This is a genomic window from Actinomyces sp. 2119, assembly GCF_003591215.1.
Classification (GTDB): domain Bacteria; phylum Actinomycetota; class Actinomycetes; order Actinomycetales; family Actinomycetaceae; genus Actinomyces; species Actinomyces lilanjuaniae.
This window is the reverse complement of sequence record NZ_QYRR01000003.1, coordinates 212,679-229,574: the sequence shown is the minus strand read 5'-3', so window position 1 is coordinate 229,574 and position 16,896 is coordinate 212,679. Positions and strand designations below refer to the sequence as shown.

General features: G+C 69.1%; 18 protein-coding genes. 9 read left to right on the top strand and 9 right to left on the bottom strand.

What is annotated here, in order from left to right; translation table 11 throughout:
* Positions 1 to 72: 72 nt before the first annotated feature.
* Positions 73 to 1,329: a phosphotransferase gene (locus D4740_RS04760; protein WP_119835796.1), complete on the bottom strand. Its 1,257-nt coding sequence runs from the start codon at positions 1,327 to 1,329 to the stop codon at positions 73 to 75.
* An 81-nt stretch (positions 1,330 to 1,410) separates the two neighbouring features.
* Entirely contained in the window at positions 1,411 to 2,025 is a 615-nt protein-coding gene (locus tag D4740_RS04755) for a DNA-3-methyladenine glycosylase I (protein WP_205570092.1), read from the bottom strand.
* Positions 2,026 to 2,498: 473 nt separating this feature from the next.
* Here D4740_RS04755 and D4740_RS04750 point away from each other — a divergent pair, with 473 nt between their 5' ends.
* The 7 genes from D4740_RS04750 (at position 2,499) to D4740_RS04720 (ending at position 7,588) form a co-directional block, all read left to right on the top strand.
* Positions 2,499 to 3,752 carry a CpaF family protein gene (locus D4740_RS04750; RefSeq protein WP_119835795.1) on the top strand — a complete coding sequence of 418 codons (1,254 nt, stop codon included), beginning with the start codon at positions 2,499 to 2,501 and terminating at the stop codon, positions 3,750 to 3,752.
* Entirely contained in the window at positions 3,752 to 4,603 is an 852-nt protein-coding gene (locus tag D4740_RS04745; RefSeq protein ID WP_119835794.1) for a type II secretion system F family protein, read from the top strand. The genes D4740_RS04750 and D4740_RS04745 overlap by 1 nt, the downstream gene beginning before the upstream one ends.
* The gene (locus D4740_RS04740; RefSeq protein WP_119835793.1) at positions 4,600 to 5,535 is read left to right on the top strand and encodes a type II secretion system F family protein; all 936 of its coding nucleotides are present in this window, start codon (positions 4,600 to 4,602) and stop codon (positions 5,533 to 5,535) included. The genes D4740_RS04745 and D4740_RS04740 overlap by 4 nt, the downstream gene beginning before the upstream one ends.
* A 155-nt stretch (positions 5,536 to 5,690) precedes the next feature.
* Positions 5,691 to 5,900, top strand: a complete 210-nt coding sequence (locus tag D4740_RS04735; protein ID WP_119835792.1) for a hypothetical protein — start codon at positions 5,691 to 5,693, stop codon at positions 5,898 to 5,900.
* Positions 5,901 to 5,988: 88 nt separating this feature from the next.
* Positions 5,989 to 6,363 (top strand): TadE/TadG family type IV pilus assembly protein, encoded by a 375-nt coding sequence (locus tag D4740_RS04730; protein WP_259390661.1) that lies wholly within the window; start codon positions 5,989 to 5,991, stop codon positions 6,361 to 6,363.
* Complete coding sequence (locus D4740_RS04725) at positions 6,360 to 6,911, top strand: hypothetical protein (protein ID WP_259390660.1); 552 nt, start codon at positions 6,360 to 6,362, stop codon at positions 6,909 to 6,911. Before D4740_RS04730 ends, D4740_RS04725 begins: the two co-directional genes overlap by 4 nt.
* 101 nt (positions 6,912 to 7,012) lie before the next feature.
* Entirely contained in the window at positions 7,013 to 7,588 is a 576-nt protein-coding gene (locus D4740_RS04720; protein ID WP_119835790.1) for a glycosyltransferase, read from the top strand.
* 266 nt (positions 7,589 to 7,854) lie between these two features.
* Here D4740_RS04720 and D4740_RS12690 read toward each other — a convergent pair whose 3' ends face one another.
* Positions 7,855 to 8,061 (bottom strand): hypothetical protein, encoded by a 207-nt coding sequence (locus tag D4740_RS12690; RefSeq protein WP_147392843.1) that lies wholly within the window; start codon positions 8,059 to 8,061, stop codon positions 7,855 to 7,857.
* Here D4740_RS12690 and prfB point away from each other — a divergent pair.
* Entirely contained in the window at positions 8,054 to 9,175 is a 1,122-nt protein-coding gene (prfB, locus tag D4740_RS04715) for a peptide chain release factor 2 (RefSeq protein WP_119835789.1), read from the top strand. The two genes, D4740_RS12690 and prfB, sit on opposite strands and share 8 nt — an antisense overlap.
* 31 nt (positions 9,176 to 9,206) lie before the next feature.
* Here prfB and D4740_RS04710 read toward each other — a convergent pair whose 3' ends face one another.
* The 4 genes from D4740_RS04710 to D4740_RS04695 all read right to left on the bottom strand — a co-directional run bounded on the left by D4740_RS04710 (position 9,207) and on the right by D4740_RS04695 (position 13,344).
* Positions 9,207 to 10,463 (bottom strand): MFS transporter, encoded by a 1,257-nt coding sequence (locus tag D4740_RS04710; RefSeq protein ID WP_119835788.1) that lies wholly within the window; start codon positions 10,461 to 10,463, stop codon positions 9,207 to 9,209.
* A 168-nt stretch (positions 10,464 to 10,631) separates the two neighbouring features.
* Positions 10,632 to 11,453: a DeoR/GlpR family DNA-binding transcription regulator gene (locus D4740_RS04705; RefSeq protein WP_119835787.1), complete on the bottom strand. Its 822-nt coding sequence runs from the start codon at positions 11,451 to 11,453 to the stop codon at positions 10,632 to 10,634.
* Positions 11,407 to 12,378 (bottom strand): ribokinase, encoded by a 972-nt coding sequence (locus D4740_RS04700; protein WP_119835786.1) that lies wholly within the window; start codon positions 12,376 to 12,378, stop codon positions 11,407 to 11,409. The genes D4740_RS04705 and D4740_RS04700 overlap by 47 nt, the downstream gene beginning before the upstream one ends.
* Positions 12,379 to 12,411: 33 nt before the next feature.
* Positions 12,412 to 13,344, bottom strand: a complete 933-nt coding sequence (locus D4740_RS04695) for a sugar phosphate isomerase/epimerase (RefSeq protein WP_119835785.1) — start codon at positions 13,342 to 13,344, stop codon at positions 12,412 to 12,414.
* A 439-nt stretch (positions 13,345 to 13,783) separates the two neighbouring features.
* Here D4740_RS04695 and ettA point away from each other — a divergent pair, with 439 nt between their 5' ends.
* Positions 13,784 to 15,466, top strand: a complete 1,683-nt coding sequence (gene ettA, locus D4740_RS04690) for an energy-dependent translational throttle protein EttA (protein ID WP_119835784.1) — start codon at positions 13,784 to 13,786, stop codon at positions 15,464 to 15,466.
* 58 nt (positions 15,467 to 15,524) lie between these two features.
* Here ettA and D4740_RS12845 read toward each other — a convergent pair whose 3' ends face one another.
* Both D4740_RS12845 and D4740_RS04680 read right to left on the bottom strand, forming a co-directional pair.
* Entirely contained in the window at positions 15,525 to 15,692 is a 168-nt protein-coding gene (locus D4740_RS12845; RefSeq protein ID WP_182911339.1) for a hypothetical protein, read from the bottom strand.
* Between the two features lie 641 nt (positions 15,693 to 16,333).
* On the bottom strand, positions 16,334 to 16,789 hold the full coding sequence (locus D4740_RS04680; RefSeq protein ID WP_119835782.1) for an ATP-binding cassette domain-containing protein: 456 nt from the start codon (positions 16,787 to 16,789) through the stop codon (positions 16,334 to 16,336).
* Between the last annotated feature and the right edge of the window lie 107 nt (positions 16,790 to 16,896).

Sequence of the window (16,896 nt, the reverse complement as noted above, 5' to 3'; positions counted from 1 at the left end):
GTTCGTCACTGGCTCATCAGGCGGTTGGAACCGCCTTCTCTCACGGCATAGGGGAGTGTGCGGACCGGCTCTCTAGTCCTTCTGCGAGTCCACGGGGACCATGGTGACTGGGCTGGTGGAGGCATCCGGGTCGGCGCCTTGCCTCTCTCCCGGCACCGGGGCCAGCCGGGGGGTCGTCGGCTCGACAAGCGGCTCGTCCCCAACCTGGGCGGCCAGGTCCCTGAGCATATCCACCGCGTCTGCCACCACGGAAGGGTCCCCGACACGTGTTCCGTGCAGCAGCCACCGGGCCAGGCTCAGCTCGCTGACGAGTTCGGCCCTGTCACGCAGGTGCTTGTCAACGCCCTCGCTGCGGGCCACGTCGTAGGCGTCCTCGATGGAGCTCAGGCAGTCTACCGGGACCGTGGAGTAGACCCAGGCCATGTCCTCCGCCGGGTCTCCCACGTGCGCCTGGGTCCACCCCCGCAGCCCGACGACGCTGCCCCCCGCAGCCAGGATGTTCTCCTCCGCCAGGTCCCCGTGGACGACCGTGGGACGGAACCGCCACAACGCTGTCTCCTCCAGCGCCTCCTCCCACCTGCTTAGGAGTGCCGGAGGCACCTTGCCCGTGGCAGCCGCGTCGTCCAGGACAGCCAGCCAACGCTCCCGCACCTCCTCTGCGTCGTAGACGGGCATGCCGGACTCCGACACCACCGAGGTCGGGATCTCGTGCAGCTCGCCCAGGGCCTTGCCCAGGCCTGCTGATAGCCCTGGCCCGGGACGTAGGGAGGGAATCTGGACGGGGCGGCCCTCAATGTGGGAGCGGACCTGCACGTGCGCCTCGTCGCTGCGCAGCGACCCGGCTGCGCGTGAGACGTCGAAGGACACCAGACCGGAGTCTGCCACCTTTCCGACGCGGCGCAGGATCTCCGCCTCTGCCTCCAAAGCCGCTCCGGCGGCGGCGTCAAGTGCCTCCATGACCTCCCAGTGGCGGCCCCTGGTATCGATGACGCCCACTACCTGAAGCACGGAGGTACGGGTCTGGGGCAGGGCCAGGCGTGCAGGATGAAGGCTCGGGACCGCCACGGTGGCCAAGGCCGCCAGCGCCAGTGCCGAGCGGGGGGCGGCAGGACGTGCCCGGGGCGGGGGAGAGGCGGGGGAGTCGTGGGTCCTGGCGCCCCCCGTGGTCTTCCTGACGCTCTTGATGTTTCCAGTGGTGACAGTGTTTCCAGGCTTGTTTCCAGGGTTGCTAGTGCTCTTGGTGCTTTCGGTGCTCGCAGTGGCCTCACCGGACCCGGGGACGGGTGCGGCGTCCTCTGGGGCGTCTGGTGACTGCGGAGGCTCAGGCATGCCCCAACCGTAGGCGACAGCCCGCGTACTCACGGCCCGCCGCGCCCGTGCGCCACCGGCTGGGGCAGGAAGAGCCGTGTGTCAGTGCGGACGGCGGTGCGAGCCGACCACGTGGTCGTTGACGATGCCTATCGCCTGCATGAGGGCATAGACGGTGGTAGGGCCGACAAACCGGAACCCGCGGCGGCGCAGCTCCTTGGCGCAGGCCTCCGACTCCGGCGAGGTGCTCGGGACCTCTTCGCCGCTGAGCGGTCGGTGAGGCTGGGACGGACGGTAGGACCACACCAGGGCGCTCAGGCCGCCCTCGGTGCGCAGCTCCAGCACCGCTGCCGCGTTGGAGACCACGGCCTCGATCTTGCGACGGTTGCGCACGATACCCGGGTCGGCCGCCAGACGATCGACATCTGAGCTGTCAAAAGCAGCCACTTTCTCCGGGTCAAAGTTGTGGAACACCTCCCGGAAGTGCGGTCGCTTGCGCAGGATGACCACCCAGCTCAGCCCCGCCTGGAACCCCTCCAGGCTCAGGCGCTCAAACACTCCCGACTCGTCGTGGACCTCATTGCCCCACTCGTGGTCGTAGTAGTCCTGCTCCAGCTGGCTGGCTGCCGCCCACGTGGGCCGGACCAGGCCGTCGGCCCCGACCACCAGGCCGCCGGGCAGCGAGACCCTGCCCTCGTTGCCATCGTGCGCACTCACGCCGGGAAGTCTATACAGAACTGGCCGGGAGCCGCCCGCTCCGGCCTCGTCGAGCCTGTGCGCACCCGCCGTGCACCGCCTGCGCCCGCCCGAGCGGCAGGGAGGGGGCGAGGAGCGTGGCGCGCGCCGAGTGCCGCCGCGTGCTCACCCGGGTGGGGGCTCCGGGTCGCCCGGAGCCGGCTCTGTGCCCGCCTCCTGCTCCTGCCGGGCGTGCCCACGGATCAGTGCATGGTGGGACAATTATTTTCCACAAGCCGGGATAAAGAGTGGTGCCCTGGGTGCTGATGATCTATTGTCTGCTGGTGACGGCGACGCCGTGCCCGTACTGGCTGTGCTGGCTGCGCTGCAAGCGCTGTGCCGGGGTGGGCTGCGTGACCCGTCGCCGGGGCGGCCTGCCCGGCCCGCTGTCCCCGGACAGACCAGGCTCGGGCACGGGCTCGGGCACAAGCCTGGACAGAGAGGCTGAGACACCCATGGACGCTGCTGACCTCCTGCTGACCGAGATCCGCGAGCTCGTCCGCACCCGCGGCGTCGACCCGGCCAGGGATACCGCGAGGCTGGACGGCCTCGTGTCCGAGGCCTGCGCCGACTACCTGCGCCGGGCCGACGCAGGTCTTGTCCCGCCCCTGGTCGACCCGGATGCGGCCCGGGCACGTGCCGTGGACCGCCTGGCTGGGCTGGGGCCGCTCCAGGGCTACCTTGACGACGACTCCGTGGAGGAGATCTGGGTCAACGCCCCGGGGCGGGTGTTCGTGGCCCGCTCGGGCAGGCCGGAGCTGACCACGACGATCCTGGACGGCGAGGAGCTCCACGTCCTGGTGGAGCGGATGCTGCGCCCTTCGGGGCGCCGCCTGGACCTGTCGGCCCCTTTCGTGGACTCCCAGCTGCCCGGGGGAGAGCGCCTCCACGTCGTCATCCCCCCGATCACCTCCCGGCACTGGGCCGTCAACATCCGTAAGCACGGGGCCAGGGTGTGGCGGGTCTCGGACCTGGTCCGGCTAGGGTCCCTGACCAACCAGGCGGCCGCCTTCCTCGACGCCTCCGTCCGGGCCGGGCTCAACATCCTGGTCTCCGGAGCCACCCAGGCCGGCAAGACCACCATGGTACGGGCGCTGGCTGGTGCGATCCCGGCAGGGCAGCGGGTCATCACCTGTGAGGAGGTCTTCGAGCTGGCCCTGGGCAACAGGGACTGTGTGGCCATGCAGACCCGGCCCGCCAGCCTGGAGGGGACGGGGGAGATCACCCTGCGCCGCCTGGTCAAGGAGGCACTGCGCATGCGTCCCGACCGGCTGCTGGTCGGCGAGGTCCGCGAGGCGGAGGCCCTGGACCTGCTCATCGCCATGAACTCCGGGCTTCCCTCCATGTGCACGATCCACGCCAACTCGGCCCGTGAGGCGGTCGTCAAGCTGTGCACACTGCCCCTGCTGGCCGGGGACAACGTCTCCAGCGGCTTCGTGCTGCCTACGGTGGCCTCCGCCGTGGACCTGGTGGTGCACCTGGACCTGGACACCCGAGGGCGGCGCACGGTGCGGGAGGTGGCTGGCCTGTCCGGACGGGTGGAGAACGGCGTCGTCGAGCTGTCCGACATCTATCACCGTGACGCCCAGGGAGTCCTGGTGCGAGGGCCGGGGGCGCCCGCCAACCAGCAGCGCTACGCCCGGGAGGGGATCGACCTCTCCTCTCTCCTGGCTCCTGGGGTCCCCTCCGTGACGGGGGCACGGTCCTGATGGGGGCGGTCGCGGGACTCATGGCGGGCGTGGGCGTGGTGCTGGTGTGGCTGTCCTGCACCTCCGAGGTCCCCCGGTGGCGCTCACGACGGTCCCAGCACCTGGCGGACCTGCTGGTCCAGGCGGGTGCGGGGCGCACCAGCCCCGCCACCTTCCTGGTCGGCAGCCTGGTCCTGGGCGCCACCGTCGGCCTGGCATTCCTGGGGGCCTCCCGGGCCTGGCCGGTCGCGGTGGCCTTCGCGGTCATCAGCTCGGCCGCGCCGACGGTGCTGGTCTCCGCGCGTGCCCGCTCCCGGAGGGCCAGGCTGCGCGAGACCTGGCCGGAGGCGGTGGACACCCTCGTGTCCGCGGTGGGGGCGGGCATGAGCCTGCCCGAGGCACTGGCCAACCTGGGGCAGCGAGGCCCTGAGGCGGTGCGGCCCCAGTTCCAGGCTTTTGCCGCCGACTACGCGGCTACGGCCCGCTTCACCCACTGCCTGGACCTGCTCAAGGCCCGCTTTGCCGACCCGGTGGCGGACCGGATTGTGGAGGCCCTGCGTCTGGCCCACGAGGTGGGTGGAACGGACCTGGGGGCGCTCCTGCGCTCGCTGTCGCGCATGCTGCGTGAGGACATGCGCACCCGTGGTGAGCTGGAGGCCCGTCAGTCGTGGACCGTCAACGGTGCCCGGGTCGCCGTGGCAGCCCCGTGGCTTGTCCTGGCCCTGCTGTCGACCCGGACCCAGGCAGCGGCGGCCTACGCCACCTCGGCTGGGGCGATGGTGCTCCTGGTCGGGGGGCTGGTGTCGGTCCTGGCCTATCGGCTCATGCTGAGGCTGGGACGCCTGCCGGAGGAGGAGAGGACACTGCGATGAGCCACCTTCTGCTTGGGTGCGTGTCCGGGGCGCTGGCTGGCGCAGGCGCCCTGTACGTCCTGAGCGCCTGCGGGCGCAGGACCCCCACCCTCATGGCGAGGCTGGAGCCCTACGTGCACCAGCGGCCAGCGACCTCAGGACTGCTGCGTCCCGCTGCCTACCACGACGGCCGGGGCCAGACGGTCAGCGCCGTCCTGCTGGGCCGACTCGTCGGTCTCAGCGGCGTGATGGAGTCACTGGGGTCCTCCTCGGCCTCGGTGCGCGCGCGCCTTGCTCGCAGCGGCTCCACCCTCACTGTGGAGCAGCTGCGCCTCCAGCAGCTGGTGTGGGCGTGTGCCGGGCTCGTCGCCACGGTAGGGGCGGGTGTCCTCCTGGCCCTGACCCGTCCGGTCAGCGTCCCCGCGCTCCTGGTGCTGGCCCTCCTGGCCTGCGTGGGCGGGGCCGCTGCGCGCGACTGGTGGTTGTCTCAGGCGGTGGAGCGCAGACGTCGTCGTATCGAGGCCCAGCTGCCCGACGTCGTCGAGCTGCTGGCCCTGGCTGTCGGTGCAGGCCAGGGACCTGTCTCCGCGATCGAGCGCGTGGTGGCCCTGGGGGAGGGGGACCTGGTCGAGGAGCTGGCTGACACCTTGTCGGACGTGCGCTCCGGGACTGTGGTGACCACGGCGCTGGAACGTCTGGAGGCGCGCGTTGGTTCGCTGCACGTCACCCGCTTGTGCGAGGCGGTCGCTGTCGCCCTGGAGCGGGGCACGCCTCTGGCACAGGTGCTGCGCTCCCAGGCCACGGACGTGCGTGAGGCGGCTCGGCGCAACCTGATGGAGGAGGGCGGCAAGCGGGAGATCGCCCAGATGGTTCCCGTGGTCTTCCTGGTCCTGCCGGTCACCGTCGCCTTCGCCCTGTTCCCCGGGGTGGCTGTCTTGAGGCTGGGCCTGTGAGGCGCCGCCACCGGCGCGAAGGGCGCCCAGGATGCCCACTGCCCCGCCGGTACCCGTCCCCGTCCCTGTTGCTCCCTGTGCATCCCCGTTTCTTCTCTGTTCTTCACTTTTCCTTGTTCCTCACTGTCCCTGATCCTTGCGAGAGAGGAGCTCGTATGAGCAGCATCGTCCGTCTCCTGGCCAGGCGCCTTCTGATGAGAGGCCACGACCCGGGTCCCTGCGGCCCGGAGCGGGGCGACGTTCCCGGCTGGGTGCTGGTCACCCTCATGACTGCGGGGCTTGTCGTCGCGCTGTGGGCCGTGGCAGGACCGACCCTGACCCAGGTCTTTGTCGACGCGATCGGGCGGGTCACCGGTGCGGTCTGAGCCGTGTCGCTGCCTCCCGGCGTCTGCACGCTGTAGCGGCCCTCGACGGTGGGTCGGCTGCTGGCGGCCGGGCGAGAGCGGCTCGGCAGTGACCGACTTCGTCATGGTGGGCGCGCTCGTCCTGGCGGTGGCGGCCTCGTTGCTCCAGCTGGCCCTGGGGCTGCACGTGCGTAACGTTCTCACTGACGCCGCCGGGGAGGGAGCGCGGCGAGCGGCCCTGGTCGGCGGCACGCGGCAGGAGGCGGAGCAGCGGGTACGCAGCCTGGTGGACTCCGCCCTGGCGGAGGGCTACGTCCAGGAGGTCGCCATGACCCGTTACCAGGTCGATGACCTCGTGGTCGTGGAGGTGAGGGTGACGGCACCCCTGCCGCTCCTCGGCCTCGTGGGACCGGGAGGGGTGGTGGGCGTGACCGGGCACGCTGTTGACGAAGCCTCCCTCGTGGGAGCTGAGGAGCAGAGGTGAGCGCCCTGTACCCGTTGCGGCGCGCCGCAGGCTATCGGGGCGTCCCTGGAATCCGGGCCTCCTGCCTGTCGCAGTCCGTACAGCCTGGGCCACGGTCCGTGTCGCGGTGCGGGTCGCAGCCCCTGTCGTGGTCCCCAGCGGGGACGGCGGGGGAAGGCGGCAGCGCCTCGGTGGAGTTCATTGGCTGGACGGCGGTCATCGTGCTGCCTCTGGTCTACCTCCTGGTGGTGCTCGCCCAGGTGCAGGCGGCCTCCTTCGCCGTTGTCTCCGCCGCCGATGCGGCCAGCCGGGTCCTGGAGGTGGACGGCTCCTCGCAGGCGGTCGGCCGGGCGCGTGTCGCAGCCGGGCTGGCCCTGTCGGACCAGGGGATAGATGCCGACCCGGCTACGGCCCTGTCGCTGAGCTGCGTGTCCGACTGCTCTGAGCGGGTCGTGGTCACCGTGGAGGCCCGTGTGCCGCTGCCTGGCCTGGCGACGGTCGGCCTGGGCCATGAGGCCGTGGCCGTGGAGGCCCGGCGCTCCGTCAGTCTTGCGGACCAGGAGGAGTAGTGCGCCCGACCCAGCCATTGAGAGTGCTGTCGCTGCGCCCGCACCGCCCGAGGACACCGCCGAGGACACCGCCGAGGACACCGCCGAGGACACCGCCGTGGATGCTGCTGGGAGTGCTGCCAGGTGTGCTGCCAGGGGTGGTGTCGCGGCGCCTGCGCGACCAGGAGCACGGGCAGGTCCTGGTCCTAGGGGTCGGGACCGTGGTGCTTGTCCTGGCGCTCCTGCTGGTCGGTACCTCAGCCACTGCTGTCTACCTCGACACCAAGACGCTGACCGCTCTGGCAGACTCGGCCGCTGCCGCCGGTGCCAGCGGTGTGGAGGAGACGTCCTACTACCAGGGTTACCGGGAAGGCAGCCAGAGGAGACACCGGGGCTCAGAAGATGAGGACGGCGAGGCATCCAGTGGCGCCGAGGGTAGCGCAGCGGCGGGTCAGGGGCCTGTCGTCATCACCACGGCGGGGGTGGAGGCTGCCGCCCGTGCTGACGTAGCGGCGCAGGCTGCGGTAGCCGGGCTGGACGGGGTGCAGGTTGTCACGGCTGAGGCGGTGGACGGCTCCCTGGCCGTGGTCACACTGAGGGCACGCACCCGTCCGCTCCTCCCGCCCTGGGGAATTCTTCCCAAGGCGGGACTGACTATCACGGCCACGGGGTCCGCGCGGGTGACCACGCAGCCCTAGCTGCCCTGGCCGCCTTGAGGCCCGCAGGCGTCACAGGCCGTGGGACGTCAGTGGGAGAAGGCGCAGGTGCGCGCAGTCCTCGCGAGACCTGCCGATTCCTTACAGGGGTGTCCTTATCCTCACAGCAGGACCGATTCCTCACAGGACGACTGGCACGCCAGCCATCTGTGGGAATCGGTGCGTCTTTGAGGAAGCGGTGGGTCTCGCGGAGCACTGTGGGCCCGGTCAGGGGCGGGAAGACCCCCAGCGGGCTCTCGCAACACGTCCTAGGACGTTTCCCGACCTCGCCGACTCCCGACCTCGCCGACCGTGAGGGAGGCGGAGCGTGTGCAGGAGGAGACGTTGTACCTCAGCGAGTCGCCTCGCACGCGTCTACCGGAGACGAGGACGCCGGCCGGGACCTGCCCGTGGGCGGCCGAGGCAGCCTGCCCGGGGCGGGTAGGAGGGGTGCCGTAGACTTCCTCCGTGGCCACTGACTTCTCCTCCGAGATCGAACGACTTCGACACACCTACGCCTCTGTCGCCGCGGTCAGCGACCCTGAGGAGCTGCGCGCACGCATCGCGGACCTCTCCGAGCAGGCCTCCGCTCCCGACCTGTGGGACGACCCGGAGGCCGCCCAGGTGGTGACCTCCGCCCTGTCCCATGCCCAGGCCGACCTGGCTCGTGTGGAGAAGATGGGAGAGCGTATCGACGACCTGGAGGCCATGGTCGAGCTTGCCGGTGAGGAGCCGGGCCAGGACGCCGCGGAGATCCTCACAGAGGCGGAGGCGGACCTGGCCGCTATCAGCGCGGACCTGGCCGAGCTGGAGATCCGCACCCTGCTGTCGGGGGAGTACGACCAGCGTGACGCGGTGGTCACCATCCGCTCCGGGGCCGGAGGCGTGGACGCGGCGGATTTCGCCGAGATGCTGCTGCGCATGTACACCCGCTGGGCTGAGCGCCACGACTACGGCGTCAAGGTCCTCAACACCTCCTACGCGGAGGAGGCCGGTCTGAAGTCGGTGACCTTCGAGGTCCACGCCCCCTACGCCTACGGCACGCTCAGCGTGGAGGGCGGCACCCACCGCCTGGTGCGCATCAGCCCCTTCGACAACCAGGGCCGCCGCCAGACGTCCTTTGCCGCGGTGGAGGTCATCCCGCTCATCGAGTCTACCGACCACATCGACGTCCCCGAGTCAGATATCCGTGTGGACGTGTTCCGCTCCTCCGGACCCGGGGGCCAGAGCGTCAACACCACCGACTCTGCCGTGCGCATCACTCACCTGCCCACGGGCCTGGTGGTCTCCATGCAGGATGAGAAGTCCCAGATCCAGAACCGTGCTGCCGCCATGCGCGTCCTCCAGTCCCGCCTCCTGCTGCTCAAGCAGCAGGAGGAGGACGCCAGGAAGAAGGAGCTGGCCGGGGACGTCAAGGCTTCCTGGGGGGACCAGATGCGCTCCTACGTCCTCAACCCCTACCAGATGGTCAAGGACCTGAGGACCGGCTACGAGGTCGGCAACCCGGACTCCGTGTTCGACGGCGACATTGACGGCTTCGTTGACGCGGGTATCCGCTGGCGCAGGCAGCAGGAGCAGGGCGAGGGCTGACTGCGGCCGCGCGGCCGCGCTGGCTGTCCGTTCAGGCGGGCTGGGAGGGCTCTGGCGCGAGACTCATCTCGTTCCTCGTGCGTCCGGCCAGCTCGTCGGGGGTCTTGAGGAAGGGGGTCAGAACGGCGCTGAGGAGGTAGAAGCCCGCGTAGGTGAACAGGACCGCGCCCGCTCCGAAGCGGTCGAAGAGCAGGCCCGCGATGGCCGGGGCCGCGAAGGTGGACAGGCCGGCACCCAGGTTGAGGATCGACATCGCTGCTCCCTTGTTGTCGGGGGCCAGCATGGGGAACAGGGCCGACAGGGGGACGTACCCGGCCATGGTGACCCCGCACATGCAGATGATGACGGTCATCAGCGCGGGGTTGTGACCGATTACCTCAGGTGCGTAGTAGACGGCGACGAGCACAACGGCGTAGGCGACGCCCCCTACCCACTGGATCGTGTTGCGCCACCCGACCCGGTCGCCGACATAGCCGAAGAAGAGATTCGCGAAGATGGCGACGGTGAACACGGCTGACCACATGCGCAGCCACTCGGTGGTCGAGTAGCCGAAGGAGGCGAGGTAGATCGGCATGAATACGGCCAGTCCGTACTGGCCCAGTCCGTTGACCGTCTTGACCACGAGCCCGATCGAGATGCGGGGGCGACGCAGCAGGGTCACCGCCTTGAGCAGCTCGCCTGCGCTGAGGTCGTGGATCTCGTGGGCTGGGATCTGGTCGCGGTTGAGCATCACGGCGACGACGGTGCCGACCAGGACGAAGGCTAGACCGGTCCACAGGACACCGATGTGGCCGATGACGGGGATGGTGACCGATGAGTAGAAGGGGCCGATGACGCTCAGTCCCAGGGAGAACATGAACCAGAACCAGCCGACGGCCAGGCCACGGTTCCTCAGGGGGGCGCTGTAGTTGATCCAGGTCAGGAAGGAGTAGGCGAAGAGGGGGTAGCCGATCCCCCTGACGGCGTAGAACACAAGCATGACGGGCCAGTTGAGGGTGGGGACCCCGACCCCGATGAACCCGATGCTGCCGACCGTAAAGGCCACGGTCGCCGCAGTCATGACCCGGCGGGGGCCGAGGGTCTGGACCAGGACTCCGGACAGCCAGGCAGCGATCACCACGGTGACGCCGTAGACGGTGATGAGGGAGGCGGCGTCGGTCACGCTCACCCCACGATCCACGAGATAGGGGGATATCCAGCCCTGCTCCACGCCGTCACCGACCATGAACAGGGTCAGGCCGACGTATCCCCAGAACAGGCTGGGGGGTAGGCCGATCTTCTCAAGCATGATGCTCCTTCACCTCGTTGTGAGAGTGAACTGCTCGTGTCACGATGGTAGGAACACATGACTGAAATTGTCAAGAAACGTCACTTCTTGTCATCTTGAGGCCTTGTGTCAGGCCCTCCCGTTGCGGGGCGTGGCAGCGCGGGCTGAGGCTCCGCCGCGACGGCGCCCTCAGCCCGTCCCGGCGTCCCCGGGTGCGACGCGTGCTTCCTCCCGGCGACGGCGGCTGGCCTGGCTGTCCTCCTCGGCCGCCTTCCCGGCGATGACGCGTCCCTTGGCTGCGGCCAGCAGCTCGTCGTCCTGGTCGCAGATGACGGTGCACTGGGACAGGTCGAAGGCGCGGCACAGGGCGGTGGCCCCGAGCTTGGTGTGGTCCACCAGCACGTAGGTCTCGCCGCTGTGCTCCTGGGCCAGCCGCTTCTTGTTGGCCTCACGCAGGTCGAAGGTCGTCACGCCTGCCCTGCGGCTACATCCGTTGGCCCCGATGAAGGCCTTGTCGAAGAACATGTCCTCCAGGACACGGTCCGTCAGCGCTCCGGCCACCGAGCCGGTGTCAGCGAGGTAGTCGCCGGGCAGCATCGTGACCTGGATCCGGGGGTCGAGCCGTAGCGCGAGCACATGGGTGTTGGAGGTCACGACGTGGACGCGGACATTCCTGAGGAGGGGCAGGACCTGCAGGGTCGTGGTCCCTGAGTCGACGTAGATCGTGTCGCGGTCCTCGACCAGATCAGCTGCCGCTGTGGCGATGGCCCGCTTCTCATGGATATTGATCAGCTCCTTGGCCGCCACCGGGAGCTCGGACATGCGCTCATTGAGCCGTACGGCACCCCCGCGCAGGGCGGTAAGCTCACCTGCGGTCTCCAGGGTACGCAGGTCTCGGCGGACGGTCGACGGGGAGGCTCCCGTCTGCGCGACCAGGTCGTCGATGTAGACGACACCGCTGGTCTCACGCAGCAGGGTGAGAATCGCCTCCCTGCGCTCGAACTGCTTCATCGGAAAGGTCCTTGTACCTCGGCATACTGGTCTGCGCGCCAGCCCCGGTGACAGTCCTCGCGGCGACGTGCGAGGCGAGTATCGCCGCACCGAGGTCGTCGCGTCCACCGTCGAGCGCGGCGGCGAACGCGCCGACGAAGGAGTCGCCGGCCCCGGTGGCGTCCACGACCTGGGCCGGAACCGCCGGGACGTGGTGGACCTCCCCGTTGACAGCGACGTGGCTACCACGCTCACCCAGCGTCATGATGACGCCGGGGGACAGGTGGCGCAGGGCCGTGACCGCCCGTGCGGTCTCCTGCGGGTCGTCCAGGTCAGTGATACGGGAGCCGAGGTAGTGCTGGGCCTCCTCCTCGTTGACCACGAGGTAGTCGCACTCGCGCATCATGGCCGGGTCGGCAGCACGTGCCGGGGCCGCGTTGTAGACCACCCGGGCGCCGTGGAGGCGGGCCAGGCGCACGGCCTGCACGTTGGACTCGGCCGGGATCTCGTTTTGCAGCACAACCACGGAGGCGGTACGGAAGAGGTCCTCCTGGCAGGTGACCCACTCGGGGTCCACGCGGGCGTTGGCCCCAGGCACGATCGTGGCGAAGACGTCGCCGTCGACAATGTGCTCCACGCCGACGCCGGTGTCCTCCTGCGCTGTGCGGACCCGGCACTCGATCCCCTCCTCACGCAGGTTCTCCAGGCAGGACCGGCCGCGCAGGTCCTGCCCGACAGCCCCGACGAGGCTGACCCGGGCACCCATCCTGCTGGCCTGGACCGCCTGGTTGGCGCCCTTGCCGCCAAAGGACTCCCTCAGGTGGTGCCCCACAAGGGTCTCGCCCCGTCGTGGCAGGCGGTCCTGGAAGACGATGAGGTCGTCGTTGATGCTGCCGACGACAAGAACACCGTCCTTGCCGCTGGCGGCCTGTGCTGGTGCGTCCATGGTTCCTCCTTCACGTCGTCGTGGGAGAGCGGGTCACGGTGACCCGCCGAGCAGGGCCAGGCGTAGGCCGTGCACGGCAATAGCGTCGTTGGATGCGGTGATCTCGCGGATACGGTCGACCCCGTAGGCCGTGATGCGCTCGACCAGGGTGTTCGTCGTCGCAATGTTGGCCTGCGCCTCCCGGGCCGGGTCCTCGCGGCGGGGGAAGGTGTCAAAGTAGATGACGCCGTCGTAGTCGTAGCGCAAGAGGTAGTAGAGGAGCTCAGCCGTCTCCCAGGGGTGGACCGAGGCGACCATGAGCCCGTCGTCGTGCGCGTTGTTGCCGTCGTTGAGGTGGACACCGAAGAGCCGGTCCTCGGCGAGCAGGAGGCTCGCCCCCTGGCCCGGGGCCTCACCCGCCATGAGCATGTGGGCGAAGTCCACGGTGGCGCCGACGCTGGGGCGTGCGATCCGGTCGAGCAGGTACAGGGTGGAGCCCAGGGAGGGGATCAGGGCGTGGACCCGCTCCTCGTAGGGCTTGTACTCGATGCTGAGCCTGACGTCCGGCGCGAAGTCCGCCAGGTCCTGGAAGGTGCTGATGATCAGCGCGGTGTCTGCCGCGTAGTCCTTCTGGAACGCGTAGTCGGTACCGTCGAAGCCCTGCCAGATGGTCACCAGGTCGCAGCCCAGCACCCGGGCCGCCTCGATGCCGTCGCGGGTGAGGTCGACGGCGCGCCGTCTCAGGGAGGGGTCCGGATTGGTGAGCTCGCCGTTGACGAAGTCGTCGCGATAGCGCATGGCCACGGAGTTGGTACGCAGGCCCAGCCGGTCAAGGAGGCTTCTCATCTCTACCGGGTCGAGCGTGTCGAAGTGTTCCGGGTAGTTGAGGTCAACGTCAGTGACACCTTTGATGCCGGCGACCGTTCGCAGGGCCGCCCTGACGTCTCCGTCAACGATGAAGGAGTTGAGCCGGGTCGCGTACCTCATGGAAGAAGGATACAAGTCGCGATCATTAGTGTCAAGTTGTGTCAGAATGAGTCATATTGAGGTGACAAAAAATGTCATACGGTGTGGCTGCGGTTAGCCCGGCTCCCAGGCTGGGCGACGTGGCGGCACGCACCTCCTCGCACCTGGCTGCGGCCCTGGCCTGGTCGGCCCTGGCCTCGCGGTGCGGCGCCCGCCGTCGCGTTGGAAAGTGGTGTGCCGAGAGGTCGCTCCTGGCCTCGCGGTGCGGCGGCCACGGGCCGAGGCTGGTTCCCGCAGGCGGTTATCGTGGGCCGTCTAACCTGGCTGCGTCGTCGCAGTGCGGGCGAGTCACCCGTACCCTTGGACGCGGTGCGCGCTGCCCGCCACAGCGGTGGCCCTGGACCAGGGCCCAGGCGTGCAAGGAACATACCCACTCCGTACCCACACGAAAGGTGTACTCGTGGCTGAGTTCGTCTACCAGATGATCAAGGCACGCAAGGCCCACGGTGACAAGGTCATCCTTGACGACGTCACCATGGCCTTCCTGCCCGGGGCCAAGATCGGCATGGTCGGTCCCAACGGGGCCGGGAAGTCTTCCATCCTCAAGATCATGGCCGGAATCGACCAGCCCTCCAACGGCGAGGCCCGGTTGTCCCCGGGCTACTCGGTGGGCATCCTTCTCCAGGAGCCCCCGCTTAACGAGGACAAGACGGTGCTGGGCAACGTGGAGGAGGGAGTTGCCCAGACCAAGGCCAGGCTCGACCGCTTTAACGAGATCTCGGAGGCCATGGCCGACCCCGACGCCGACTTTGACGCGCTCATGGCTGAGATGGGCGCCCTGCAGGACCAGCTTGACGCAGCGAATGCCTGGGACCTGGACTCCCAGCTGGAGCAGGCCATGGACGCGCTGCGCTGCCCGCCCCCGGACGCGCAGGTGAGGCACCTCTCTGGTGGTGAGCGCCGCCGGGTGGCCCTGTGCCGCCTGCTCCTGGAGGCCCCTGACCTTCTCCTCCTGGACGAGCCCACCAACCACCTGGACGCCGAGTCGGTCCTGTGGCTGGAGCAGCACCTGGCCGCCTACAAGGGTGCGGTCATCGCCGTGACCCACGACCGCTACTTCCTGGACCACGTGGCTCAGTGGATTGCCGAGGTGGACCGTGGTCGCCTCTACCCCTACGAGGGCAACTACTCCACCTACCTGGAGACCAAGGAGAAGCGTCTGGAGGTCCAGGGCAAGAAGGACGCTAAGCTGGCCAAGCGCCTGCGTGAGGAGCTGGAGTGGGTGCGCTCCTCGGCCAGGGGCCGCCAGGCCAAGTCCAAGGCCCGCCTGGCCCGCTACGAGGAGATGGCCGCTGAGGCTGAGCGCACCCGTAAGCTGGACTTTGAGGAGATCCAGATCCCGCCGGGCCCACGCCTGGGAAACCAGGTCCTGGAGGCCACCAACCTGTCCAAGGGCTTCGACGGGCGCACCCTGATCGAGGGGCTGTCCTTCACCCTGCCGCGCAACGGGATCGTGGGTGTGGTGGGACCCAACGGGGTGGGCAAGTCCACCCTGTTCAAGACCATCGTCGGCCTGGAGCCGCTGGACGGCGGCGAGCTCACGATCGGCCAGACCGTTAAGTTGTCCTACGTCGACCAGTCCCGCGCCGGCATTGATGCGGACAAGACGCTGTGGGAGGTCGTCTCCGACGGCCTGGACTACATCCAGGTCGGTAACGTGGAGATGCCCTCGCGAGCCTACGTGGCCTCTTTCGGGTTCAAGGGGGCGGACCAGCAGAAGCCCGCCGGGGTGCTCTCCGGCGGTGAGCGCAACCGGTTGAACCTGGCGCTGACTCTCAAGCAGGGGGGCAACCTTATCCTCCTGGACGAGCCCACCAACGACCTGGACGTGGAGACGCTGGGGTCCCTGGAGAACGCCCTGCTGGAGTTCCCTGGCTGCGCGGTGGTCATCACCCACGACCGCTGGTTCCTCGACCGTGTGGCCACCCACATCCTGGCCTGGGAGGGTACCGAGGAGGACCCGGCCCGCTGGTACTGGTTCGAGGGGAACTTCGCCTCCTACGAGGAGAACAAGGTGGCCCGCCTGGGTGCGGAGGCAGCCCGGCCCCACCGGGTCACCTACCGCAGGCTGACTCGCGGCTGAGGCGGGGCCGCGGCCCAGGCAACGGAAACGTCATAGGACAACGCGGCAGTTTGTTGTCCTATGACGTTTCCGTTGCCTGGGAGTGGCTGGGGCTGTCCTGTGCGACGCAGGCGGGACTGGTGCCCAACCATCTGGTCAGTGCCAGGCCCGCACTGACCAGGCCCGCAGTAGCCAGGAAGAAGGGTGCTGCGAGGAGCTGGGGGACCAGCAGGTAGTGCAGCGCCATGACCCGGGGGCGGCTTGGCCACCTGTCCAGCGCGCCCGGGACGAGGACCTCCCCTTCGTTATCGCCTCCGAGCGGGAGCGCCGGGGAACCGGATGCCAGCGCTGCTGAGCCGCTCGGTGCAGCCTTGCCTCCGCCCGTGAGCGGACGTGCTCTCTGAGCGCCCCGCCGCAGCAGGCCCTGCCACGGGCAGGCACTCCTGTCCTCCTGGCCTCTGCCCAGGTCCCCTCCGGGGTCACCTGAGCCTTCCTTGAGAACCTGGGCCGCCTGGTCGGACTCCGTCCGCGCAGTCTGTGTACCGTCGGCTGTGTACCGTCGACCGTGTACCGTTGGCTGTGTGACTGAGCTGAGTCCGGTCGAGGCGTTCTTCCCCATCCTCCGTGCGGCGTGAGACGTAGGAGATCATGCCCGGTCGCCGCCAGAGGTCATCAGACAAAGGCCACCAGGCTCAGACATAAAGGCTCTTTCGTACGGGTGTCAGGGCTTTTCTGGCTCTCTTGGCTCTTCCGGCTCTCCTGGCGGATGACGTCCTGCGCCCCGTGCTGCGCAGCAGCCGTGGGCAGTGGACGGGTTGAGGCGGCCCTGCCCTGGCCGCGCGCTGACATGAGTCGCCTGAAAGGCGTGCAGGTCGCTGTGAGGGCTACTCAGTGAGCCAGGGAGTCGGCAAGCAAGGAACTGAGCGTTCTCTCCAGTGCAGATTCTGTATCTTTCTGCGCCGTCTCATGCGGGACCAGGCAGACTCGCTGCCGGGTGCCGCGGGGCAGAGTGATGAGCGAGTGGTTGAGGTGTTCCTCCAGGCCCAGGGCGGAGACGAGCCCAGTGGTGCGGTGTCGGGTGGCTCTGGCGCCCAGCACCTGCAGCCAGGCCGCGTAGGCCAGGGTCTCAGCTACCGTGAAGCGGCCCGGGAAGGTGGCCTTCTGGGGGCAGGGAGCCGATGTGGCGCCGTACCGTACCGAGCTGGGAGCGGGTGTCATGGCCCGCCATCCGCACAGAGCCCGAGGAGAGGGGGGCAGGCTGACGACGACCCGCAGCAGCGTGGACTTGCCGTTGCCGTTGGGTCCCGCCAGGGCGGCGACACTCCCTTGGCGGCGCAGGTCCACGTCCTCAAGTACCGGGTGACGTCACCGCAGGACTATGCTGGCTGACTCGACCTGGAGAGCAGGAGCTCAGCGGCCCCAGCTGACTACGCTGGCCCCAGCTCTGGCGT